Below are 17,495 nucleotides of genomic sequence, written 5' to 3' on the forward strand. Positions count from 1 at the left end.
AACCCGAAGCGCAAGCACGCGAGAAACGGAATGCTGTCGCCTGCGGAGTTCGAGCGACGGCAGATGATGAGACGTGAAGGCGTCTAAGAAACTCGAGGCTGTTTAGACCACTGCAGTGACGTGCAGACAACTGCGATGCAGCTCTGCGGAGTGATGGAGGCCATTGACGTTCTAGACGATGAGGGCATTGCCAAGAATGCGGTGACCTGCTTGATCCGCATCGCCAGGTCGCTGGCTGACCAAATCAAGGAGCAGTTGGACAGCGTGAACTTGCCGAAAGGGGGTGCGGCATGAGCGCGATACACTGGATGCAGGCTTTCAGCCGCACGGACGACCACATCACTCGGATCGCCGGGTTTGCTACCATCCTGCGCGAGGTGACGATGGAGTGGGCGCCGCTCAACAACCCGGACCCTGTGGCCAACGGCGTCCTCTCACTCATCCGCGCGATCGACGATGACCTGCGGAAGTTGGAGGACATGAGGACGGAAGAATGGCGGCTGCGGCGCGACGCAAATGCTCCCGTAGCTTCCGGCTAGTTCCTGCATCTTCCGCATCAGCGTGGAGGAATAGCGAGGGGAACCATCTCCACAGCGACGTCAAAAACTGCGGAAAAATAAGGGCTTACTAAGGGAAATGGCGGAGACGAAGGGATTCGAACCCTCGAGGCGGTTTCCCGCCTGCACCCTTAGCAGGGGTGTGCCTTCGACCACTCGGCCACGTCTCCGCTGGCGGGTATAACCGCGCAAGCCTGAGAGACACAAGGGCATTCGTATGGTTCGGCAGAATGTCTGTCGCTTCCGTGTGTTCCGATACCGTGCGTCCGCCTATTCATGCTTTCCAGCGCCACGTGCCTTCAAGCGCCTGGTCTGGATCTTGCGCTTCCCTACGCGAAAGTTCACGACATAGCTGCGCGCGGAATGGCTGTTGCTCGCGGAGGTTTCTAGCGCAAGATCCAATCAGGCCGGAGGAAAAGCGAAATATCGCGAGAGCCTGCCCAGCAACCGTCCCATGAGGCTTCGCCAGCGCCCTACGCGGGCCGGCCGAATGTAGCGCGAGAGAATCTCGACAGTTACCGTGTCACCATTGGCCAAGTTCAACTCCTCACGCAAGGCTGTGGCGCTCATCAGTTCCAGCGTGTTTGGGCGGTTCTTGGCCCGAGGCGGTTTCACGGCGAAGGCCTGCAAACCGTTCACGGTCACCGGGTAGAGCAAATAGGGCCCCAGGCTTGTCCGGATCTTCATTCCATTGCGGAGATAAAGCTCCGTGCAGATGTCCAGATTCAGACTTCCCGGGTAGACGGTGACCCCCGTGCGTTCCTGTATGCGATCCGTGTAGACGTCCTTCTGCCGGGAAGACGAGCCCCAGCCCCGCTTCACGGTCCCGATCACGATGATCTTTCTTGTCCAGAACCTTGTGCCCGAGGCGCGTTTGGAAGCAACATGACCTGCCATATCCCGCATTGTTGCCTCGCTTGCTTCATGATCTGAGATGTCTGGGACGGCCCTTCTTCCAACCGTCTGGTTCGGGCTGCACTCTATGTCCAGGTGCCTGTCCATGCCAAGCCGGCAGGCGTCCAGAACGCACCAGCTGTTGTCGGCTTGTGTCGATCGCATGACACCGTGTAGACGACGGGCGTCGGCAAATCTTCCGGGGATGTTCCGCATGCGAGTTCGCAGGCAATGATCAGGCTCACGTCAATGCGGCGCTACGCGGGCTATGTTCAAATTGCGTTGGTCGATCCGAGTGCTTTCCGACGCGCCCTTAGGAACCAGGTGAACAAGCGGGCCCATGTCAGGGCTGTCTTGCAGGCTGCTGCGGCGCGCCGAGGCCTGCCGCCGCTGACGGCATCATCCGGCAGTGGAAGCCATACCGACAGTCTGCTCGCGGTGATGTCCGGTCACTTCCCTGTGCTCGAGTTGCAGCGCAGTCCTCATGCACTGCATGTTGGCGTCGCGGATGTCGATCTGCTGCCCCTCCTTCAATGGCTCAAGGAGAGCTTTCCCGAGATTGCTGTTGATCCGTTCAACAGGGCGTCATGTGCGAAGCTCCTGCACCTGGCCGTGGTCAAGCTTGAGCTGCCGCTGTCGAGCGGGTGCCTCCCGCTACAGCTGACGGTCGAGCCTTATTCCGAGATCGTGCCTGGAAGATGGACATCGCGCAATGCGCGCAACCGCGTCATGCGCAACTGCTATGGTGACCATTTCTCGACCCCGGGTCTGCGGCGGGCGACGGAGATCCTGCAGGCGCCCTTGCTCGCGCATCAACGCGCACAGCGCCCCGTGGACGCCGTATTCACCTGGGTTGATCACCAGGATCAGGACTGGCAGGCGATGTACCGGACCTACCGGCCCGACGGTGCGGTGGAGAAGGCATCCTCCGGCGCGCCCGCAGGCGACGCTGCCAGCGTCACCCGTTTCCACAACAACGACGAGCTGCGCTACGCGCTGCGCGCCGTCAGGCGCAATCTGCCTTGGATCAACCAGATCCACATCTTCACCAATTGCCGACCGCCCCACTGGCTCGACCTCAGCCATGAAGGCATCAACTGGGTGGACCACCGGGATGTCATTCCCCAGAAGTTTCTGCCCACGTTCAACTCGCATGTCATCGAGTCGTACCTGCATCACCTGCCGGGATTGGCTGAGCAGTTCATCTACCTGAACGACGATGTCTTCGTCATGCGCCCGTTGGAACCGGCCGCTTTCTTCGACGCCTCCTATAGGTCTGCAGCGCGCCTCGAGGGCTACGGCGTCGTGTCCGGCCCGGTGCGCACAGGCGATCCTGACTATCTCAATGCTGCGCGCAACAGCCAGGCGCTGCTGCGCCGAGAGTTCGGGTTCGCCGCCACCGAACTGCACAATCATGTCCCCTTCTCGCTGCTCCGAACCGTGCTGATGGAGATCGAAAAGCGGTTTCGTGACGAGATGGACAGGTTCCGGGCGAACCGCTTTCGCAGCGCCGAAGACCTGAACCTCGTCAGCTTCCTCTACCATCACTTCGCGCTCGCCGAGGGACACGCATTCTCGGCAAGCAATTCGGGTCTGCTGGTGAAATGCAACGAGTTCGTTTGGCGAGAGAAGCTCGAGCTCGCGCAGCGTCGGGAACTCGACTTTGTCTGCATCAACGAAGGCGGTGCAGAGGCACCACCGGCAGGTTGGCATGATGAGGTGCGACGCTGCTTGAACCGCTGGTTCCCGAACGCTGCCCCATGGGAGTACTCGTCCTCAAGAACCCATCAGTAACTTGATTCAAGCACGGAGAGGCGCTGGGCCAGAAGCTTGACGCAGTGCATCTTGATCTCGGCGCGGCTTCGACGGTGATACCCGCTCCATCGGCGCCATCTGGTTCGGCCGTCGCGTTTCAATCTGCGCAGGATCACATTAAGTGCGATGGCCCCTGCGGTGTCGGGCTTCCAGAGATTGGCGTTCCTGCGGAGCGGGATGATCGCGGCCGCGGCATGGGCGGTAATGGCGTCATGGCACTTGCGGGTGTCGAGAGCGCCGTCTGCGGTGACGCTGGCAATCTGTTGATAGAGCGGGTCTGGTCCAGAAGTTCGAGCAGCACGGGCGCATCGCCAACGTCGCTGTGCTGAACTCGGCAGCCCGGACCCTAGAAGGTTTTGCCGTCAATCCCGATGTGGATCTTGCGCAAGACCCGCCGTCTGGGGCCGCCGTTCTTGCAGGCGTTCCACAACAGGCTCTCCCCAAAACCAATCGACTGCCGAAGTGCCGTCCCGAACACCGCCTTCATGGTCAAGCAGGTCTTAATAGCTGGATCGCTATAGTCGGGGCCGCCGCCCGCGTTTTCCGGTGCGAGCGGCTTCTCAGGTCATTGGCAGTATCGAACAAGATCGTCAGCGAGCCGCGGCGGTTGAGCGCTTCGTTGTAGGCGGGCCAGTTGCGGTTCTTGTAGGCGAAGAGTGTCGGTCTGCTCAAGCTCTTTAGCTGATATGCTTGAGTCGCGACGTGAAGCCTCGCTGGTCATTCGTGCAACAAAGCCCATCAGCCGCACCGAGCGCATGTTGCATCAGAGATCTGCAGCTGGAAGCATAGGTGCTGATCAGACTCTGACGCCCGACGCCAGCCACAGCTTTACGGTTCAGGCAAAGAATTTCGAGCTTGCTGGGTCAGGAGGAAGAGCCAGGTACATCATGGTCTGCTTCCCAGTCGCCATTTCAGCTTTTTCATTTACCGGTGAAGCATTTCGCGGATTTTCGGGTGTTGGCTTCCGATGCGATAATCCTTGACCGTGAGAGCGGCCTCGTAATGATATTGCGACGAGTCACAAGCAAAGACATGCCGTGCCATGCCGCTTCACTTAGGTGGCGTCGATCATCACCGTCTTCGGCCCGGCAGCCCCGGCGGCCAGCCCGTCCATTATTCGGGCGGAGACTCCGTTGTCGTTCCACCGCTTCCAGCGGTCGTAGAGGGTCTTTGCCGGACCATCCTCCTTCGGCGCATCGCGCGACTGCAACCCGTTACGGTGCATGAAGAGTATTCGGCCCATCACACAACGATCATCGACGCGCGGCATGGGAAGAACGGCTGAAGCCGGTCCCTTTGCGCGTCCGTCAGCCAGAAAATACTGTCTATCAATCAGTCTCCTTCCGGAGGCTGGATCATGCCGCAAGCAGATGATCAATGGCTCCTACACTCTAGGCGCGCATTGCGATCACGGCCAGGCAGTCGCCCGACTGCACCAAGCCGGGGAAGTGACGCGCGGCGATGATGCCGGGGCGGCTCGCCTGCATCTCGAGCGGCGCGATGCCGGTGCGGTCGGCGGGCCAGATGCGGGCGATGGGCTGGCCCTCGGCCACCTCCTCGCCCAGGTCCACGAGCGGGTGCAGCAGCCCGTCGCGCTCGGCGAAGTGGAAGCAGTCGTCGCCCGGCATGTCCAGCATGACGCTGTCCTCGGCGCCCTCGATCTCGCCGCCGAGGATGCCGGCATGGCGCAGCACGTTCCGCGCCCCCCGCAGCGCGATCCGGGTCGAGGCGGCGGTCGCCGTCCCGCCGCCGCCGATCTCGGTCGTCACGAAGACCTTGCCCTGCGCCTCGACGGCCGTGTCGAACATGCCGACCGCGTCGATCTCTCGCATCATCATCGAGAAGGGGGCGCCGAAGGCCCGCATCGCGGCGACGCAGGCCGCCTGCTGCGCCGGATCGTCCAAATAATGCGCCGCCGCGTAGGGCAGGAAGTCCAGCGTCTTGCCGCCTGAGTGGTAGTCCAGCACCAGATCGGCCATCGGCACCAGCACGCTGTCGAAGTAATTTGCGATCTTCTGCGTCACCGTGCCGTCCCGGCGGCCCGGGAAGCAGCGGTTCATGTTGACCCCGTCGATGGGGCTGACCCGTGTGCCAGCCCGGAAGGCCGGGTAGTTGAGATAGGGCGCGATGATGACGCGGCCGGTGACCTCGGCCGGCTCCAGCTCCCATGCCAGTTGCTGGAGCGCGATGGGCCCCTCGTATTCGTCGCCGTGATTGCCGCCGGTCAGCAGCGCGGTCGGTCCGGGCTCGCCGGCGATGACGGTCAGCGGGATCAAAACGCTGCCCCATGCGCTGTCGTTGCGCGAATAGGGCAGGCGCAGGAAACCGTGATGCTTGCCTGGAAGGTCCAGCGGGATGGTGGGGCGGATCGGGTTCATTGCTTCACCAGCATCCGACGGGGGATGTTGCAGAACAGCTCGGGCTCGGCCTCGGTGATGACGATGGATTCGGTCGTCTCGTAGCCGAAGTTCTCCATCCAGAGGCCGGTCATGAAGTGGAAGGTCATGCCCGGCTTCAGCTCGGTCAGATCGCCCCGGCGCAGGGACATGGTGCGCTCGCCCCAGTCCGGCGGGTAGGAGAGGCCGATGGGGTAGCCGGTGCGGTTGTCCTTGACGATGCCGTGGCGGTCGAGGACCCGGAAGAAGGCGTTCGCGATGTCCTCGCAGGTGTTACCGGCGCGGGCGGCCTCGAGCCCCGCCTCCATCCCTTCCAGGACGGCCTTCTCGGCATCCAGCATCTCTTGCGGGGGCGTCCCGAGGAAGATCGTCCGCGACAGGGGCACGTGGTAGCGCTGGTAGCAGCCGGCGATCTCGAAGAAGGTGCCCTCGTCCTTCTTCATCGGCTGGTCGTCCCAGGTCAGGTGCGGCGCGGCCGCGTCCGGGCCCGAGGGCAGCAGCGGCACGATGGCCGGGTAGTCGCCGCCATGGCCGGACCATTCGTCGTAGCGCAACCCGCTGTCATAGATCTCGGCCACCAGATCGCATTTGCGCATCCCCACCTCGACCTTGTCGGCGATGCGGCGGTGCATCCGTTCGACGATGCGGGCCGCCTTGCGCATGTATTCCAGTTCCTTGGGCGTCTTCACCGCGCGCTGCCAGTTCACCAGACCCGCCGCATCCGTCAGCCGCGCCTCGGGCAGGCCCGCCACCAGCCGCTCATGCGCCTTGGCCGAGTAGTAGTAGTTGTCCATCTCGACGCCGACGGTGCCGCGGCTCCAGCCCCGGTCCGTCAGCTGGGCGCAGAGATAGTCCATCGGGTGCCGGTCCATCGACTGCACGTAGTGGTCAGGATAGCCGATGATGTGATCCTCGCCCATCCAGACGGTGCGCAGCGCGCCCTGCGCGTCCTGCCCGCGCCCGAACCAGACCGGGGCGCCGGTGGGGCCGATGATGACGCATTGGTGGACATAGAAGGACCAGCCGTCATAGCCCGTCAGCCAGGCCATGTTCGAGGGGTCGGTGACGACCAGCAGGTCCAGCCCCTGCCGCTCCATGCTGGCGCGGGTCTTCTTGAGCCGCTGCTCGTATTCGGCGGTCGAGAAGCGGTAGGGCGTCCGTTGCAGTTCAGGCATGGGGATCGTCTTTCGATGACGCGGCAAGCGCGTGGGTGGCGATGGCAGTGTCCTGAACCCCGGTCCCGGTCAGGTCGCAGATGGTGATCTGCTCGGGGCTGGTGCGGCCGGGGCGCTGGCCGGCGATGATCTGGCCCAGCTCGGGGTGGTCCTTGTCGTGCAGCCGAGGCGCCGCGCGCAGCTCGCCCATCAGGCGGGTTTGGGCGAGGCGGTCCGCGACATAGAGGCCGCGCGCAAGGCAGGCGGGCTCCAGCTCGGCCTTGCCCGGCTGGTCGCTGCCCATCGCGGTGACGTGCTGGCCGGGGCGCAGCCAGTCCGCGCGCAGGATCGGCTGCGTGGCGGGCGTGGTGGTCACGATGATGTCGGCGCCGGCGGCGGCCTCGGCCGCATCGGCGGTGGCGGTCACGGTGCAGTCGGGGCCAGTCAGCCTGCCGGCCAGCGCCTGCGCCTTCGCCGGATCGCGCGCCCAGATCACCGCCTGCCGGATCGGCCGCACGAGCCGCAGCGCCGCCAGTTGCATCCGCGCCTGAAGCCCCGCGCCGAAGATCGCGGCGCGGCTGGCATCCGCGCGGGCAAGGTGACGCGCGGCGACGCCGCCCGCCGCTGCCGTGCGGATGTCGGTCAGATAGCCGTTGTCCAGCAGCACCGCCCGCACGCGTCCGGTCTGGCTGTCCAGCACCACCATCAGCCCCGAGGTCGAGGGCAGGCCCCGCGCCGGATTGTCGAAGAAGCCCGGAGAGATCTTCACCGCAAAGCCCGGCAGCCCCGGCACATAGGCGGTCTTCACGTCCATCTCGCCGTTCACGGCCGGCAGGTGCATCGACAGGACCGGCGGCATCACGACCTCGCCGATGGCCAACTGGCGGAAGGCGTTCTCGACGACGTCGATGGCCGCGAGGTCCAGCGGCACGCGGGCGCGCAGCTCGTCTTCGTTCAGGATCAGCGGCCTCATGCGGCCCTCATCAGCGCGGCATGGGCGGCCGGGTCGATGTTCCCGCCCGAGAGGATCAGGACAAGCGGGCGCTCGGCCCTCAGCTTGCCCGCAAGGATGGCGCCCGCGCCCACGGCGGCGGCGCCCTCGACCACATGGCCCTCGCGCGCCAGCTGACGGAGGCCGGCGGCGATCTCGTCCTCGGTCAGCAGGATCAGCTCGTCCATGAGGCCCTGCACCATCGGGAAGGTCAGCCGGTTCCCCAGCCCGATCCCGCCGCCGAGGCTGTCGGCGAGGGTCGGCAGCTCCTCGACCTCGACCGGCGCGCCCGCCTTCAGGCTGGCGGCCATCGCGGCGCCGCGCTCCATGCTGATGCCGATGATCCGGATGTCCGGCCGCCGCGCCTTGGCCGCCGCCGCGACCCCGGCCAGCAGCCCGCCGCCCGACAGCGGCACCGCGATGGCGCCGGCCTGCGGCACCTGGTCCAGGATCTCCAGCCCGAGCGTGCCTTGGCCCGCGATGACATCGGGATGATCGAAGGGCGGGATCAGGACGAAGCCCTCCTCGGCCTGAAGTCGCTGCGCCTCACGATAGGCCTCGTCCTGGCTGGCGCCGATGACGCGGGCCTCGGCGCCGAGATTGCGGATCGCCGCTAGCTTGTTCTCGGGCACAAGGCGCGAGACGCAGATGACCGCCCGCAGTCCCTTGTCCCGCGCCGCATGGGCCAGCGCCCGGCCGTGATTGCCGGTCGAGGCGGTGGTGACGCCCGCAACAGTGCCAAGCCGCGCCACGGCGTTCGTTGCCCCGCGCAGCTTGAACGCGCCGGTCTGCTGGCGGTATTCGCATTTCAGCACCACCTCGGCCCCCGCCAGAGCGGAGAGCGACGGTGAGGCCACCACGGGCGTCACCGCCACCTGCGCGGCGATGCGGTCTCGCGCGGCAAGGATGTCCTCCAGCCCTACCATGTGCGCCGCCGGAAGAGGGCGCCGGGGCCGGTGGCGGGCACGGCGGCGGCGTCCAGCATCGCCCAGAACAGCGCCTGGTTCGCGGTCAGGACAGGCTTGCCGAGCCGCGCCTCCAGCCGCTCGATCAGGCCGAGCGCGGGCAGCGCGGTGCAGGACATGAACAGGGCCTCGGCCTCGGGGTGATCACTCGCCTCGGCCATCGCCACGATCTCGGCCTCGGGCAGCAGGGCCATGTCGCGGTCGTCGGCGTGGCCCATGGACGAGCGCTTGAGGACCGTGACCCCATGCGCCTCGAAATGATCGCCCACCAGATCGGTCGTCGCCGCCAGATAGGGCGTCATCAGTGCCACCCGCCGCGCACCAAGCGCCGCCAGCCCCCGCAGCGCCCCGCCCATCGGCGTCGTCACCGCGCCGCGATGGCCGGCGAGGCGGTCCATCTGATCCCCCAGCACCGCCGAGGCCGAGGTGCAGCCGAAGCCGATCCCCGCCAGCGGCACGCCGGGGACCAGCAGGTCCACGGCCTCGCGCAGGCGGGGGCCGGTTCGGCGCAGGTTCTCCTCGGTCGTGGGGTTGTCGAAGGCGATGCGGGTCACGTGCAGGCGCGTGCCGGGGGGCATGAGGCGCGCGGCGTCGCCCTCGATGGTCAAGTCGGTGGCCAGAGCGATCAGGCCGAAGCGGAGGATGGGATCGGGTCTCATGCCGCCTCAGGAGATGGCCATGTCGCGCAGGAAGAGCGCGATCTGCGGGAAGAAGATCAGCAGCACCGACACGAAAAGGAGGATCGCGATGAAGGGCGGCGTGCCGCGGATCACCTCCCAGTAGGGGCGCTTGAAGACGGCGATGGCGGTGAAGATGTCGCAACCGAAGGGCGGAGTCGCGCTGCCGATGGCGACCTGCAGCGTGATCAGCGTGCCGACCAGCACCGGATCGAGGCCCGAGGCGCTGACCACCGGCGCGAAGATCGGCACCAGGATCAGGATCACCACGATGGGATCGACGAACATGCAGCCGATGAAGAAGGCGATGGCGATGGTGAAGAGGACGCCATAGGGCCCCATCTCGTCGATGCCGATCCCGCCGAGGATCGCCTGCGGGATCTGCGCGAAGCTGATGATGTAGCTGAAGGCCGTGCCCGCGCCGATCAGGATGAAGACGACGGCCGTGATGAGGCCGGTGGATTTCGCCGTGGCAAAAAGCTGCTTCAGCGTCAGGTCGCGGAAGATCACCATTTCCAGGATCAGGGCATAGAGCACGCAGGCGGCGGCGGCCTCGGTGGGCGAGAAGACGCCCCCATAGATGCCGCCGATGACGATGGCCGGAAAGCCGAGCGGCCAGAGCGCGCGGGCCAGGGCCCGGCCCCGCTCGGACCAGCTGGCCTTGGGCTCGGTCGGGACGTTGTGGCGGACGGCGTAGATATAGGCGTAGATCGAGAAGAGCAGCAGGATCAGCAGGCCCGGCCCGATCCCGGCCAGAAACAGCTCGGAAATCGAGGTGCCCGAGACGACGCCGTAGATGATCATCCCGATGGAGGGCGGGATGAGGAAGGCGATGTCGGACGCGTTGATGATCAGCGCCAGCGTGAACTTGTCGCTGTAGCCCGCCTTCAGCAGGCGCGGGCGCAACGGCCCGCCGACCGCCACCACCGTCGCCTGCGTCGAGCCGGACACCGCGCCGAACATCGTGCAGGCTCCAGCGGCGGATATGGCAAGGCCGCCCCTCACATGGCCGAGGAACGCCATCACCAGGTCGATCAGCCGCGCGGCCGACTGGCCCCGCGTCATCAGGTCGGCGGCGAAGATGAACATCGGCACCGCGATCAGGCTGGCGGGCTGGATGCCGGCAATGACCTGCTGGACCAGCGTGTCCAGCTGCCCGATCCCGCCGAAGATGCCGACGAAGCCCACCATCGCGCCGATCAGCAGCGGCACCATCATCGGAAAGCCCAAAAGCAGCAGCACGACCATCGTGCCGAGGATCGCGGCGGTCATGGGCGGTCCTCGGGCTCGGCCGGCGCGTAGCCGTCCTTGACGCCGGTGGACAGCCAGACGCCGGGATGGGTGGCGTTGTGCAGCGCGGTCAGCGCATATTGCAGCGCCGTCAGGAAGAGCCCCACAGGCACCCAGACCAGCGTCCACCATTGCGGAATGCGCAGCGCCGGCAGCACCCGGCCGCGGCTGGCCTGCGTCATGACATAGTCCAGCGCGTACCAGGACAGCAGGAACAGCAGCGCCGCCGTCAGCGCCGAGATCGCGATCATCGCCAGCTTGCGCGGCCCGACAGGAAGCATGTCGAGGATCGCCGACATGCGGATGTGGCGCCCGTGACGGGCGGCGTAGGAGATGCCGGCGAAGGTGATCAGGACGATCAGCGCCGCGTTCACCTCTTCGGCGAAATAGAGCGAGCGGCCGAAGACGAAGCGGCCGACCACGTTGGCCACCGTGTTCACCGCCATCGCCAGCACGCCGAGGGCGAGGATCACCGCCTCCAGCCGCGCGATGCCGCGATCCACGAAGCCAAGCGGCCCCGGCAGGCCCGAGCGGTAGGCCGCGTCGTCGATGTCGTCCTCGGCCGTGGCGGGTCCCGTGGCGCGCTGGTCGGGCCCGGCGGCGGGCTGGTGCGTATCGCTCATGCCATATGTCCTGAACCTGCAAGGCCGGCCCCGCTGCGGGCCGGCCCGGTGTCATGCGGCGGCCGGCTTCAGCTGCCGGCGGCCTCCAGATCGGCCTTCATCTGGTCCAGCACCTCCTGCGCGCGCGGCCCGCCGATCTCGAGGAAGGTCGCCTCGACCTGCTCGGTGGTGGCGCGGAAGGGGGCGCGCTCCTCCTCGGAGAGGGTGGTGACGGTGATCGACGGCTTGGCGGCCTCGATCGCCTCCAGCGAGGCCTCGGTCAGACCCTGCTGGTATTCGAGGATATGCTCGAAAGCGGCATCCGTGGCGTTGCGGATCAGCTGCTGGTCCTCTTCCGAGAGGCCGTCGAAGAAGTCCTTGTTGGCCATCAGCGCGGTGGTGAAGTTGTTGTGGCCGAGCCGGGTGATGTGCTCCTGCACCTCGAAGGTGCGGGTGGATTCGATGAAGAAGGCCGGGTTCTCGTGCCCGTCGATGATGCCGGTCTGAAGCCCGCCATAGACCTCGCCCCAAGGCAGCGGGGTCGGGGTTGCGCCGAAGGCCTGGTAGCTGCTGACCAGCAGCGGGTTGGTCATCACCCGCACCTTCACGTCGTCGAAATCGGCGGGCGCGGCGATGGGACGGTTCGAGGTGACCATCACCTCGCCCTCGGGATACATGGTCAGAAGCTCCAGCCCCTGCTCGGCATAAAGCTCGGGGAAGATGCCGTTGATCGCCTCGCTGTCGCGGAAGAAGCTGTAGAGCTGCTGCTCGTCCTCGGGCAGGAGGTAGGGCACCAGGAACACCTGCGCCTCGGGGATCAGCGCGCCGGTGAAGCCGGGCGACTGGTTCACGAACTGCAGGATGCCGGACTGGGTCTGCTCCAGGATGTTGTCGCTCTCGCCGAGCGTGCCGAAGGGGAACAACTGGACCTCGTGGTCGGAATTGGCCTCGACCTCTTCCTTGAACTTCTGGGCGAAGACGCCTTGGACCTCGTCCAGCGCCTCCTCGAAGGCATAGCGCCAGGTGTCGGCCATGGCGGCGGGCGCGCCGAGCATGAGGGCGGTCAGGCTGGCGGCGGTGAGGGTCTTGATGCGCATGTCATCTCCTGTTGGACAGGGCCGTTTGCGGCCCGTGGTGGCAGGATGTGGGGCCCGGACGGCCCGCTCCGCCTTGGCGCAGAACGTGCGTCCGAGGCGGTTTCCAAGTCAATCGAAGGATTAAATCATGACAATTTCACCGGCCGGAGTCAAACCGACTGCCGAAGAAGCCGGTCGCCTCAGGGCAGGATTGCCGACAGGATGCGCAGCGCGCGGTCCAGATCGCCCATCCCGGCGGCGCCGAGGCAGAGCCGAAGCGCAGGCCCCGAGGGCAAGACCGCAAAGCCCGCGCCCGGGGCAAGCGCGACGCGCTGCTCCAGCGCCGCCGCGAGGATCGCGCTCTCGTCGGCGCCTTCCGGCAGCGGCAGCCAGCGGTGAAGTCCGTGCAGGAAGCCCTGCGCCTGCAGGCCCAGATGGCGCTGCGCAAGCCGGTTGCGTGCCGCCAGCTCGGCCCGCTGCGCGGCCAGCAGGCCATCGGCCGTGCCGCCGGCGATCCAGTCCTGCGCGATCTCGACCATCAAGGGCGTCGCCATCCAGGCCATCGACAGGTGCCGGTTCAGCACGGCCTCTGCCCAATCCTCGGGCATGGCGAGAAAACCGACACGCAGGCCGGGCGAGAGGCTTTTCGACAGGCCCGTGAAGTAGAAGCTGCGCTCAGGCGCGAAGCTGGAAAGCGCAGGCGGGCGGCGGGGCGGCATCGGGCCGGTCGGATCGCTCTCGAGGATCATCAGCCCGGCGCGGGCGGCCGCAAGCGCCAGCTCCCCGCGCCGCTCGCGGTCCATGATCTGCGCCAGGGGCCCCCCGCCAGAGGGCAACAGGAACACCGCCTTCATCCGCCCGCCCGAGGCCCGCGCCGCCGCCTCGAGCGCGTCCGGCAGCATGCCGCGGTCGTCTGCGGGGATGCCCTTCAGGCGCAGGTGCAGCGCCTGTGCGGCGGGCTTCAGCGTGTGGCAGGTCAGCGCCTCGGTCGCGACGACATCGCCGGGGGCGGCCACCGTCATCAGCGCGACAAACATGGCGGGCGTGGTGCCGTTGGTGATGAGGATGCGCTGCGCCGGCACGACCATGCCGCAGCGCGCAAGCCAGGCTGCCGCCATCCCGCCATAGAGCGCCATGGTCTGGCGCGGGCGGAAGGACATCATCGCCGGGTCGGGCAGCTGGCCCGCCAGGCGGTGCAGGCTGTCCGACCAGGCGGCGCGGATCTGGGGCAGCGCGACCGGGGTCATCATCGACAGGTCGATCGGCGGGCGGTCGGTCGGGGCGCGGAACCACGGCACCTCGATCGTCTCGCGCGGGCCGGACTTGACGAAACTGCCGCGTCCCACCTCGCCAGAGATGAGGTCGGCGCGGATCAGCTCTTCATAGGCGCGGCTGACCGTCTGGACCGAGACGCCCAGCTGCCAGGCAAGATCGCGGTGCGGCGGCAGGCGCTGGCCCGGACGCAGGCTGCCCGCGTCGATGGCGGCGGCGATCCCCTGGGCGAGGCTGCGATAGGCGGGGCGGGCGATGTCTTCCCTGCGAAGCGGCCAATGCGACATGGCGACAGGATCGCCGGGCGGTGGCGGCTTGTCCAGATTGACAAACCGGCGGAGCAAGGGAAGAAGCCGAGGAATGAACGGATTGCGCCTCGACGACCGGGACATTGCCATCCTCGCGACCCTTGCGCGCGAGGGGCGCATCACCAAGACCGAGCTGGCCGCCCGCGTGAACCTGTCGCCCACCCCCTGCTGGGACCGGATGCGGCGGCTCGAGAAGGCGGGCCTGATCCGCGGCTACCGCGCCCAGATCGACCTCGCCGCGCTCGGCCCCCATGTGCAGGTCTTCGTGACGGTCGAGCTGGACAGCCACCGCGCCGAGAGCTTTCAGATCTTCGAGCGGGTGATCGCGCGGATGGACGCCGTCACCGGCTGCTGGGCGATCGGCGGGGGCTATGACTACCTCATGCAAGTGATCGCGACGGATGTGGCCGCCTTCCAGGTGCTGATGGACGGGCTGCTTGAAAGTCGCGCCGGGGTGCGGCGCTATTTCAGCTACATCGTCACGAAGCCGGTCAAGGACGCAGCGCCGCTGACCGCGCTGATCTAGCGGTTTCCTCGGCCCCGGCGGCCAAGGAGAGAGGATTCCTCTGCCCGCCCGCCCTCGGAACAGAAAAACCCTCTGGCCCCGTCCGCGCATCCTTGGACCAGCCAAGGAGGTTTCATGCTCGACGATCACCAGCACCGCCTGACCGACCGCCTCAGCGATCCCGGCCTTCTGCCCGGCCGCGGCGACTTTCCGGCCGAGGGGCGGCTGGCCGTGCGCGATCCGGCCACCGGCGATGTCGTGGCGCAGGTCGCCGTCAGCACCGAGGCTGGGGCCCGCGCCGCAGTCGATGCGGCGCAAGCCGCCTTTCCGGGCTGGTCCGCCCTGCTGCCCCAGCACCGCGCCGCCATCCTGCACCGATGGCACGCGCTGATCCTCGAGGCCCGCGAAGACCTCGCCCGCATCATGGTCGCCGAGCAGGGCAAGCCCATCGGCGAGGCGCGGGGCGAGATCGACTATGCCGCCAGCTTCGTGCAGTTCTACGCCGAGGAGGCGCTGCGCCCGAACATCGAGGGTGTGACCAGCCATCTGCCCGACGCCGAGATGGAGCTGTGGCGCGAGCCGGTCGGCGTCGCCGCGCTGGTGACCCCGTGGAACTTCCCCTGCGCGATGATCACCCGCAAGGCCGCCGCCGCCCTGGCCGCCGGCTGCACGGTGGTCATCCATCCCTCGGCCGAGACGCCGCTCTCAGCGCTGGCGCTGGCGGTGCTGGCGCAGCGCGCGGGGTTCCCGGCGGGCGTGGTGAACACGGTGATTGGGGACGCCGCCGCAATCGTCGGCCAGTGGACCGCCGATCCGCGCGTCAGGGCGCTGTCCTTCACCGGCTCGACCGAGGTGGGGCGGCTCATCTACCGCCAGTCGGCGGATACGGTGAAGCGGCTGGTGATGGAACTGGGCGGGCACGCGCCCTTCATCGTCTTCGAGGGCGCCGATCTGGACCGTGCCGTGGCCGAGGCGGTCAAGGCAAAGTTCGCGACCTCGGGGCAGGACTGCCTCGGCGCCAACCGCTTCTACATCCACCGCCCGCTTTATGACGCCTTCTGCGCCCGCTTCACCGCGGCCGTGGAAAAGCTGACGCTGGCGCCGGGGATGCAGGACGCCGATCTCGGCCCGCTGATCCACGAGCGGCAGATCGCCAAGCAGCAGGCCCATGTCGCGGACGCCCTGGCCAAGGGCGCGCGGCTGCTGACGGGCGGCGAGGTTGCCTTAGACCTTGGCCCGCTGTTCTACCGCTCCACCGTTCTGGCCGACGTGCCGGACGAGGCCGCGATCATGTCCGAGGAGACTTTTGGCCCCGTCGCCGCCCTTTCCCCCTTCGAGACCGAGGACGAGGTGATCGCCCGCGCCAACGCGACCGAGTACGGCCTCATCGCCTATGTTCACAGCCTCGACCCCCGCCGCATCTACCGCGTCAGCCGGGCGCTTCAGTTCGGCATGGTTGCCGTCAACCGCACCAAGGTCACCGGCGCGCCGATCCCCTTCGGCGGCATGAAGCAGTCCGGTCTCGGCCGGGAGGGAGCGCGACAGGGGCTCGAGGCGTTTACCGAGATCAAGTACCTCTGCCGTGACTGGGCGTGAAAGGACAAACCATGCTGAGCAATGACGAACTGGCCCGGTGGGACCGCGACAGCTTCATGCACCCTTCGACCCATCTGGCGCAGTTCGCGCGGGGCGAGGCGCCGCAGCGGATCATCACGGGCGGCGAGGGGTGCCACATCACCGACCGCGACGGCAACCGCCTGCTGGACGGCTTCGCCGGGCTCTACTGCGTGAACGTGGGCTACGGCCGGACCCAGATCGCCGAGGCCATCGCGAAACAGGCCCACGAGCTGGCCTATTACCACGCCTATGCAGGGCACGGGTCCGAGGCGTCGATCACGCTGGCGAAAATGGTGATGGATCGCGCGCCCGAGGGGATGGCGCGGGCCTATTTCGGCCTCGGCGGCTCGGATGCCAACGAGACCAACATCAAGCTGATCTGGTACTACAACAACATCCTCGGCCGGCCGGAAAAGAAGAAGATCATTAGCCGCTGGCGGGGCTATCACGGCTCGGGGCTGATGACCGGCTCGCTGACCGGCCTCGACCTCTTCCACAAGAAGTTCGACCTGCCGCTGGCGCAGGTGATCCACACCGAGGCGCCATACTATCTCCGCCGCCCCGACGCCTCGATGTCGGAAGGCGAGTTCACCGGCTACTGCGTCCGCCAGCTCGAGGCGCTGATCGAGGCCGAGGGTCCGGACACCATCGCCGCCTTCATCGGCGAGCCGGTGCTGGGCACGGGCGGGATCGTGCCGCCCCCGGCGGGCTACTGGCAGGCGATCCAGGGCGTGCTGGACGCCCATGACATCCTGCTGGTCGCGGACGAGGTGGTGACGGGCTTTGGGCGCCTTGGCACCATGTTCGGCTCGGACCACTACGGCATGAAGCCGGACCTCATCACCAGCGCGAAGGGGCTGACCTCGGCCTATGCGCCGCTCTCGGCCAGCATCGTTGGCCAGCGCATGTGGGACGTGCTGGCGCGCGGCACGGACGAGAACGGCGTGATGGGCCACGGCTGGACCTACAGCGCCCATCCCATCGGCGCTGCGGCGGGCATCGCCAATCTCAAGCTGATCGACGAGCTGGGGCTGGTCGAGAACGCGGGCACGGTTGGCGCCTATCTCAACCGCCGCATGGCCGAGGAACTGGGCGATCACCCCCATGTCGGCGAGGTGCGGGGCGAGGGGATGCTCTGCGCGGTGGAGCTGGTCGCCGACCGCGAGGCGCGGCGCTTCTTCGATCCCTCCGAGGGCAAGGGCGCCAAGGTCGTCGCCGCGATGCTGAAGCGCGGCGTGATCGCCCGCGCCATGCCGCAGGGCGACATCATCGGCCTCGCCCCGCCCCTGTGCCTCAGCGAAGCAGAGGCCGACCAGATCGTCGAGACGACGCGCGAGGCAGTTCGCGAAGTCCTCGGTTGATCCCGAAACAGGCCG

General features: G+C 67.1%; 16 protein-coding genes, 1 tRNA gene and 2 pseudogenes. 6 read left to right on the forward strand and 13 right to left on the reverse strand.

Annotated features, from left to right (window positions below; genetic code table 11):
• Positions 1 to 153: 153 nt before the first annotated feature.
• Together BLP73_RS19510 and BLP73_RS17430 are read left to right on the forward strand one after the other, a co-directional pair.
• Entirely contained in the window at positions 154 to 294 is a 141-nt protein-coding gene (locus tag BLP73_RS19510; protein ID WP_175453413.1) for a hypothetical protein, read from the forward strand.
• On the forward strand, positions 291 to 539 hold the full coding sequence (locus tag BLP73_RS17430; RefSeq protein WP_090747837.1) for a hypothetical protein: 249 nt from the start codon (positions 291 to 293) through the stop codon (positions 537 to 539). The genes BLP73_RS19510 and BLP73_RS17430 overlap by 4 nt, the downstream gene beginning before the upstream one ends.
• A 98-nt stretch (positions 540 to 637) precedes the next feature.
• On the opposite strand, the gene BLP73_RS17435 is transcribed toward BLP73_RS17430, so the two are convergent.
• Positions 638 to 727: transfer RNA gene (locus BLP73_RS17435), tRNA-Ser, on the reverse strand.
• Positions 728 to 959: 232 nt separating this feature from the next.
• The gene (locus BLP73_RS17440) at positions 960 to 1,463 is read right to left on the reverse strand and encodes a DUF120 domain-containing protein (protein WP_175453414.1); all 504 of its coding nucleotides are present in this window, start codon (positions 1,461 to 1,463) and stop codon (positions 960 to 962) included.
• A 237-nt stretch (positions 1,464 to 1,700) separates the two neighbouring features.
• Between BLP73_RS17440 and BLP73_RS17445 the strand changes: the two genes are divergently transcribed.
• On the forward strand, positions 1,701 to 3,245 hold the full coding sequence (locus BLP73_RS17445; protein WP_175453415.1) for a stealth conserved region 3 domain-containing protein: 1,545 nt from the start codon (positions 1,701 to 1,703) through the stop codon (positions 3,243 to 3,245).
• Between the two features lie 17 nt (positions 3,246 to 3,262).
• Here BLP73_RS17445 and BLP73_RS17450 read toward each other — a convergent pair.
• From BLP73_RS17450 to ehuR, 11 genes and pseudogenes are all read right to left on the reverse strand, one after another.
• Positions 3,263 to 3,938 (reverse strand): annotated as a pseudogene (locus BLP73_RS17450) (transposase); the annotation flags it as partial.
• Positions 3,939 to 4,323: 385 nt separating this feature from the next.
• Positions 4,324 to 4,595, reverse strand: a pseudogene (locus BLP73_RS17455) (transposase); the annotation flags it as partial.
• A gap of 62 nt (positions 4,596 to 4,657) precedes the next feature.
• Positions 4,658 to 5,644, reverse strand: a complete 987-nt coding sequence (gene doeB, locus BLP73_RS17460) for a N(2)-acetyl-L-2,4-diaminobutanoate deacetylase DoeB (RefSeq protein ID WP_090747846.1) — start codon at positions 5,642 to 5,644, stop codon at positions 4,658 to 4,660.
• Positions 5,641 to 6,837 carry an ectoine hydrolase DoeA gene (doeA, locus tag BLP73_RS17465; RefSeq protein ID WP_090747849.1) on the reverse strand — a complete coding sequence of 399 codons (1,197 nt, stop codon included), beginning with the start codon at positions 6,835 to 6,837 and terminating at the stop codon, positions 5,641 to 5,643. Before doeA ends, doeB begins: the two co-directional genes overlap by 4 nt.
• The gene (locus BLP73_RS17470; protein ID WP_090747853.1) at positions 6,830 to 7,789 is read right to left on the reverse strand and encodes a cyclodeaminase; all 960 of its coding nucleotides are present in this window, start codon (positions 7,787 to 7,789) and stop codon (positions 6,830 to 6,832) included. The genes doeA and BLP73_RS17470 overlap by 8 nt, the downstream gene beginning before the upstream one ends.
• Positions 7,786 to 8,733 carry a hydroxyectoine utilization dehydratase EutB gene (eutB, locus tag BLP73_RS17475; RefSeq protein ID WP_090747856.1) on the reverse strand — a complete coding sequence of 316 codons (948 nt, stop codon included), beginning with the start codon at positions 8,731 to 8,733 and terminating at the stop codon, positions 7,786 to 7,788. Before eutB ends, BLP73_RS17470 begins: the two co-directional genes overlap by 4 nt.
• On the reverse strand, positions 8,727 to 9,431 hold the full coding sequence (locus BLP73_RS17480; protein WP_090747859.1) for a maleate cis-trans isomerase family protein: 705 nt from the start codon (positions 9,429 to 9,431) through the stop codon (positions 8,727 to 8,729). Before BLP73_RS17480 ends, eutB begins: the two co-directional genes overlap by 7 nt.
• A gap of 6 nt (positions 9,432 to 9,437) precedes the next feature.
• Positions 9,438 to 10,721 carry a TRAP transporter large permease gene (locus tag BLP73_RS17485; protein WP_090747863.1) on the reverse strand — a complete coding sequence of 428 codons (1,284 nt, stop codon included), beginning with the start codon at positions 10,719 to 10,721 and terminating at the stop codon, positions 9,438 to 9,440.
• Complete coding sequence (locus BLP73_RS17490; protein ID WP_090747866.1) at positions 10,718 to 11,362, reverse strand: TRAP transporter small permease; 645 nt, start codon at positions 11,360 to 11,362, stop codon at positions 10,718 to 10,720. Before BLP73_RS17490 ends, BLP73_RS17485 begins: the two co-directional genes overlap by 4 nt.
• Before the next feature lie 68 nt (positions 11,363 to 11,430).
• Positions 11,431 to 12,438: a TRAP transporter substrate-binding protein DctP gene (gene dctP / locus BLP73_RS17495; RefSeq protein WP_090747869.1), complete on the reverse strand. Its 1,008-nt coding sequence runs from the start codon at positions 12,436 to 12,438 to the stop codon at positions 11,431 to 11,433.
• Positions 12,439 to 12,617: 179 nt separating this feature from the next.
• Complete coding sequence (ehuR, locus tag BLP73_RS17500; protein ID WP_175453417.1) at positions 12,618 to 13,976, reverse strand: MocR-like ectoine utilization transcription factor EhuR; 1,359 nt, start codon at positions 13,974 to 13,976, stop codon at positions 12,618 to 12,620.
• A gap of 73 nt (positions 13,977 to 14,049) precedes the next feature.
• Between ehuR and BLP73_RS17505 the strand changes: the two genes are divergently transcribed.
• The 3 genes from BLP73_RS17505 (at position 14,050) to BLP73_RS17515 (ending at position 17,480) form a co-directional block, all read left to right on the forward strand.
• Positions 14,050 to 14,523 (forward strand): Lrp/AsnC family transcriptional regulator, encoded by a 474-nt coding sequence (locus BLP73_RS17505; RefSeq protein ID WP_090747956.1) that lies wholly within the window; start codon positions 14,050 to 14,052, stop codon positions 14,521 to 14,523.
• 114 nt (positions 14,524 to 14,637) lie between these two features.
• Positions 14,638 to 16,098: an NAD-dependent succinate-semialdehyde dehydrogenase gene (locus BLP73_RS17510; protein WP_090747875.1), complete on the forward strand. Its 1,461-nt coding sequence runs from the start codon at positions 14,638 to 14,640 to the stop codon at positions 16,096 to 16,098.
• An 11-nt stretch (positions 16,099 to 16,109) separates the two neighbouring features.
• Positions 16,110 to 17,480 carry an aspartate aminotransferase family protein gene (locus BLP73_RS17515; protein WP_090747877.1) on the forward strand — a complete coding sequence of 457 codons (1,371 nt, stop codon included), beginning with the start codon at positions 16,110 to 16,112 and terminating at the stop codon, positions 17,478 to 17,480.
• Positions 17,481 to 17,495: the final 15 nt, after the last annotated feature.

The sequence above is a fragment of the Paracoccus tibetensis genome, from assembly GCF_900102505.1.
In the GTDB taxonomy this organism is placed as follows: domain Bacteria; phylum Pseudomonadota; class Alphaproteobacteria; order Rhodobacterales; family Rhodobacteraceae; genus Paracoccus; species Paracoccus tibetensis.

What these genes read in the sequence shown, in the direction of transcription:
- BLP73_RS19510 (WP_175453413.1), top strand. Translation starts at nt 154, where the DNA reads ATGGAGGCCATTGACGTTCTAGACGATGAGGGCATTGCCAAGAATGCG.
- BLP73_RS17430 (WP_090747837.1), top strand. Translation starts at nt 291, where the DNA reads ATGAGCGCGATACACTGGATGCAGGCTTTCAGCCGCACGGACGACCAC.
- BLP73_RS17440 (WP_175453414.1), bottom strand. Translation starts at nt 1,463, where the DNA reads ATGCGGGATATGGCAGGTCATGTTGCTTCCAAACGCGCCTCGGGCACA.
- BLP73_RS17445 (WP_175453415.1), top strand. Translation starts at nt 1,701, where the DNA reads ATGCGGCGCTACGCGGGCTATGTTCAAATTGCGTTGGTCGATCCGAGT.
- doeB (WP_090747846.1), bottom strand. Translation starts at nt 5,644, where the DNA reads ATGAACCCGATCCGCCCCACCATCCCGCTGGACCTTCCAGGCAAGCAT.
- doeA (WP_090747849.1), bottom strand. Translation starts at nt 6,837, where the DNA reads ATGCCTGAACTGCAACGGACGCCCTACCGCTTCTCGACCGCCGAATAC.
- BLP73_RS17470 (WP_090747853.1), bottom strand. Translation starts at nt 7,789, where the DNA reads ATGAGGCCGCTGATCCTGAACGAAGACGAGCTGCGCGCCCGCGTGCCG.
- eutB (WP_090747856.1), bottom strand. Translation starts at nt 8,733, where the DNA reads ATGGTAGGGCTGGAGGACATCCTTGCCGCGCGAGACCGCATCGCCGCG.
- BLP73_RS17480 (WP_090747859.1), bottom strand. Translation starts at nt 9,431, where the DNA reads ATGAGACCCGATCCCATCCTCCGCTTCGGCCTGATCGCTCTGGCCACC.
- BLP73_RS17485 (WP_090747863.1), bottom strand. Translation starts at nt 10,721, where the DNA reads ATGACCGCCGCGATCCTCGGCACGATGGTCGTGCTGCTGCTTTTGGGC.
- BLP73_RS17490 (WP_090747866.1), bottom strand. Translation starts at nt 11,362, where the DNA reads ATGAGCGATACGCACCAGCCCGCCGCCGGGCCCGACCAGCGCGCCACG.
- dctP (WP_090747869.1), bottom strand. Translation starts at nt 12,438, where the DNA reads ATGCGCATCAAGACCCTCACCGCCGCCAGCCTGACCGCCCTCATGCTC.
- ehuR (WP_175453417.1), bottom strand. Translation starts at nt 13,976, where the DNA reads ATGTCGCATTGGCCGCTTCGCAGGGAAGACATCGCCCGCCCCGCCTAT.
- BLP73_RS17505 (WP_090747956.1), top strand. Translation starts at nt 14,050, where the DNA reads ATGAACGGATTGCGCCTCGACGACCGGGACATTGCCATCCTCGCGACC.
- BLP73_RS17510 (WP_090747875.1), top strand. Translation starts at nt 14,638, where the DNA reads ATGCTCGACGATCACCAGCACCGCCTGACCGACCGCCTCAGCGATCCC.
- BLP73_RS17515 (WP_090747877.1), top strand. Translation starts at nt 16,110, where the DNA reads ATGCTGAGCAATGACGAACTGGCCCGGTGGGACCGCGACAGCTTCATG.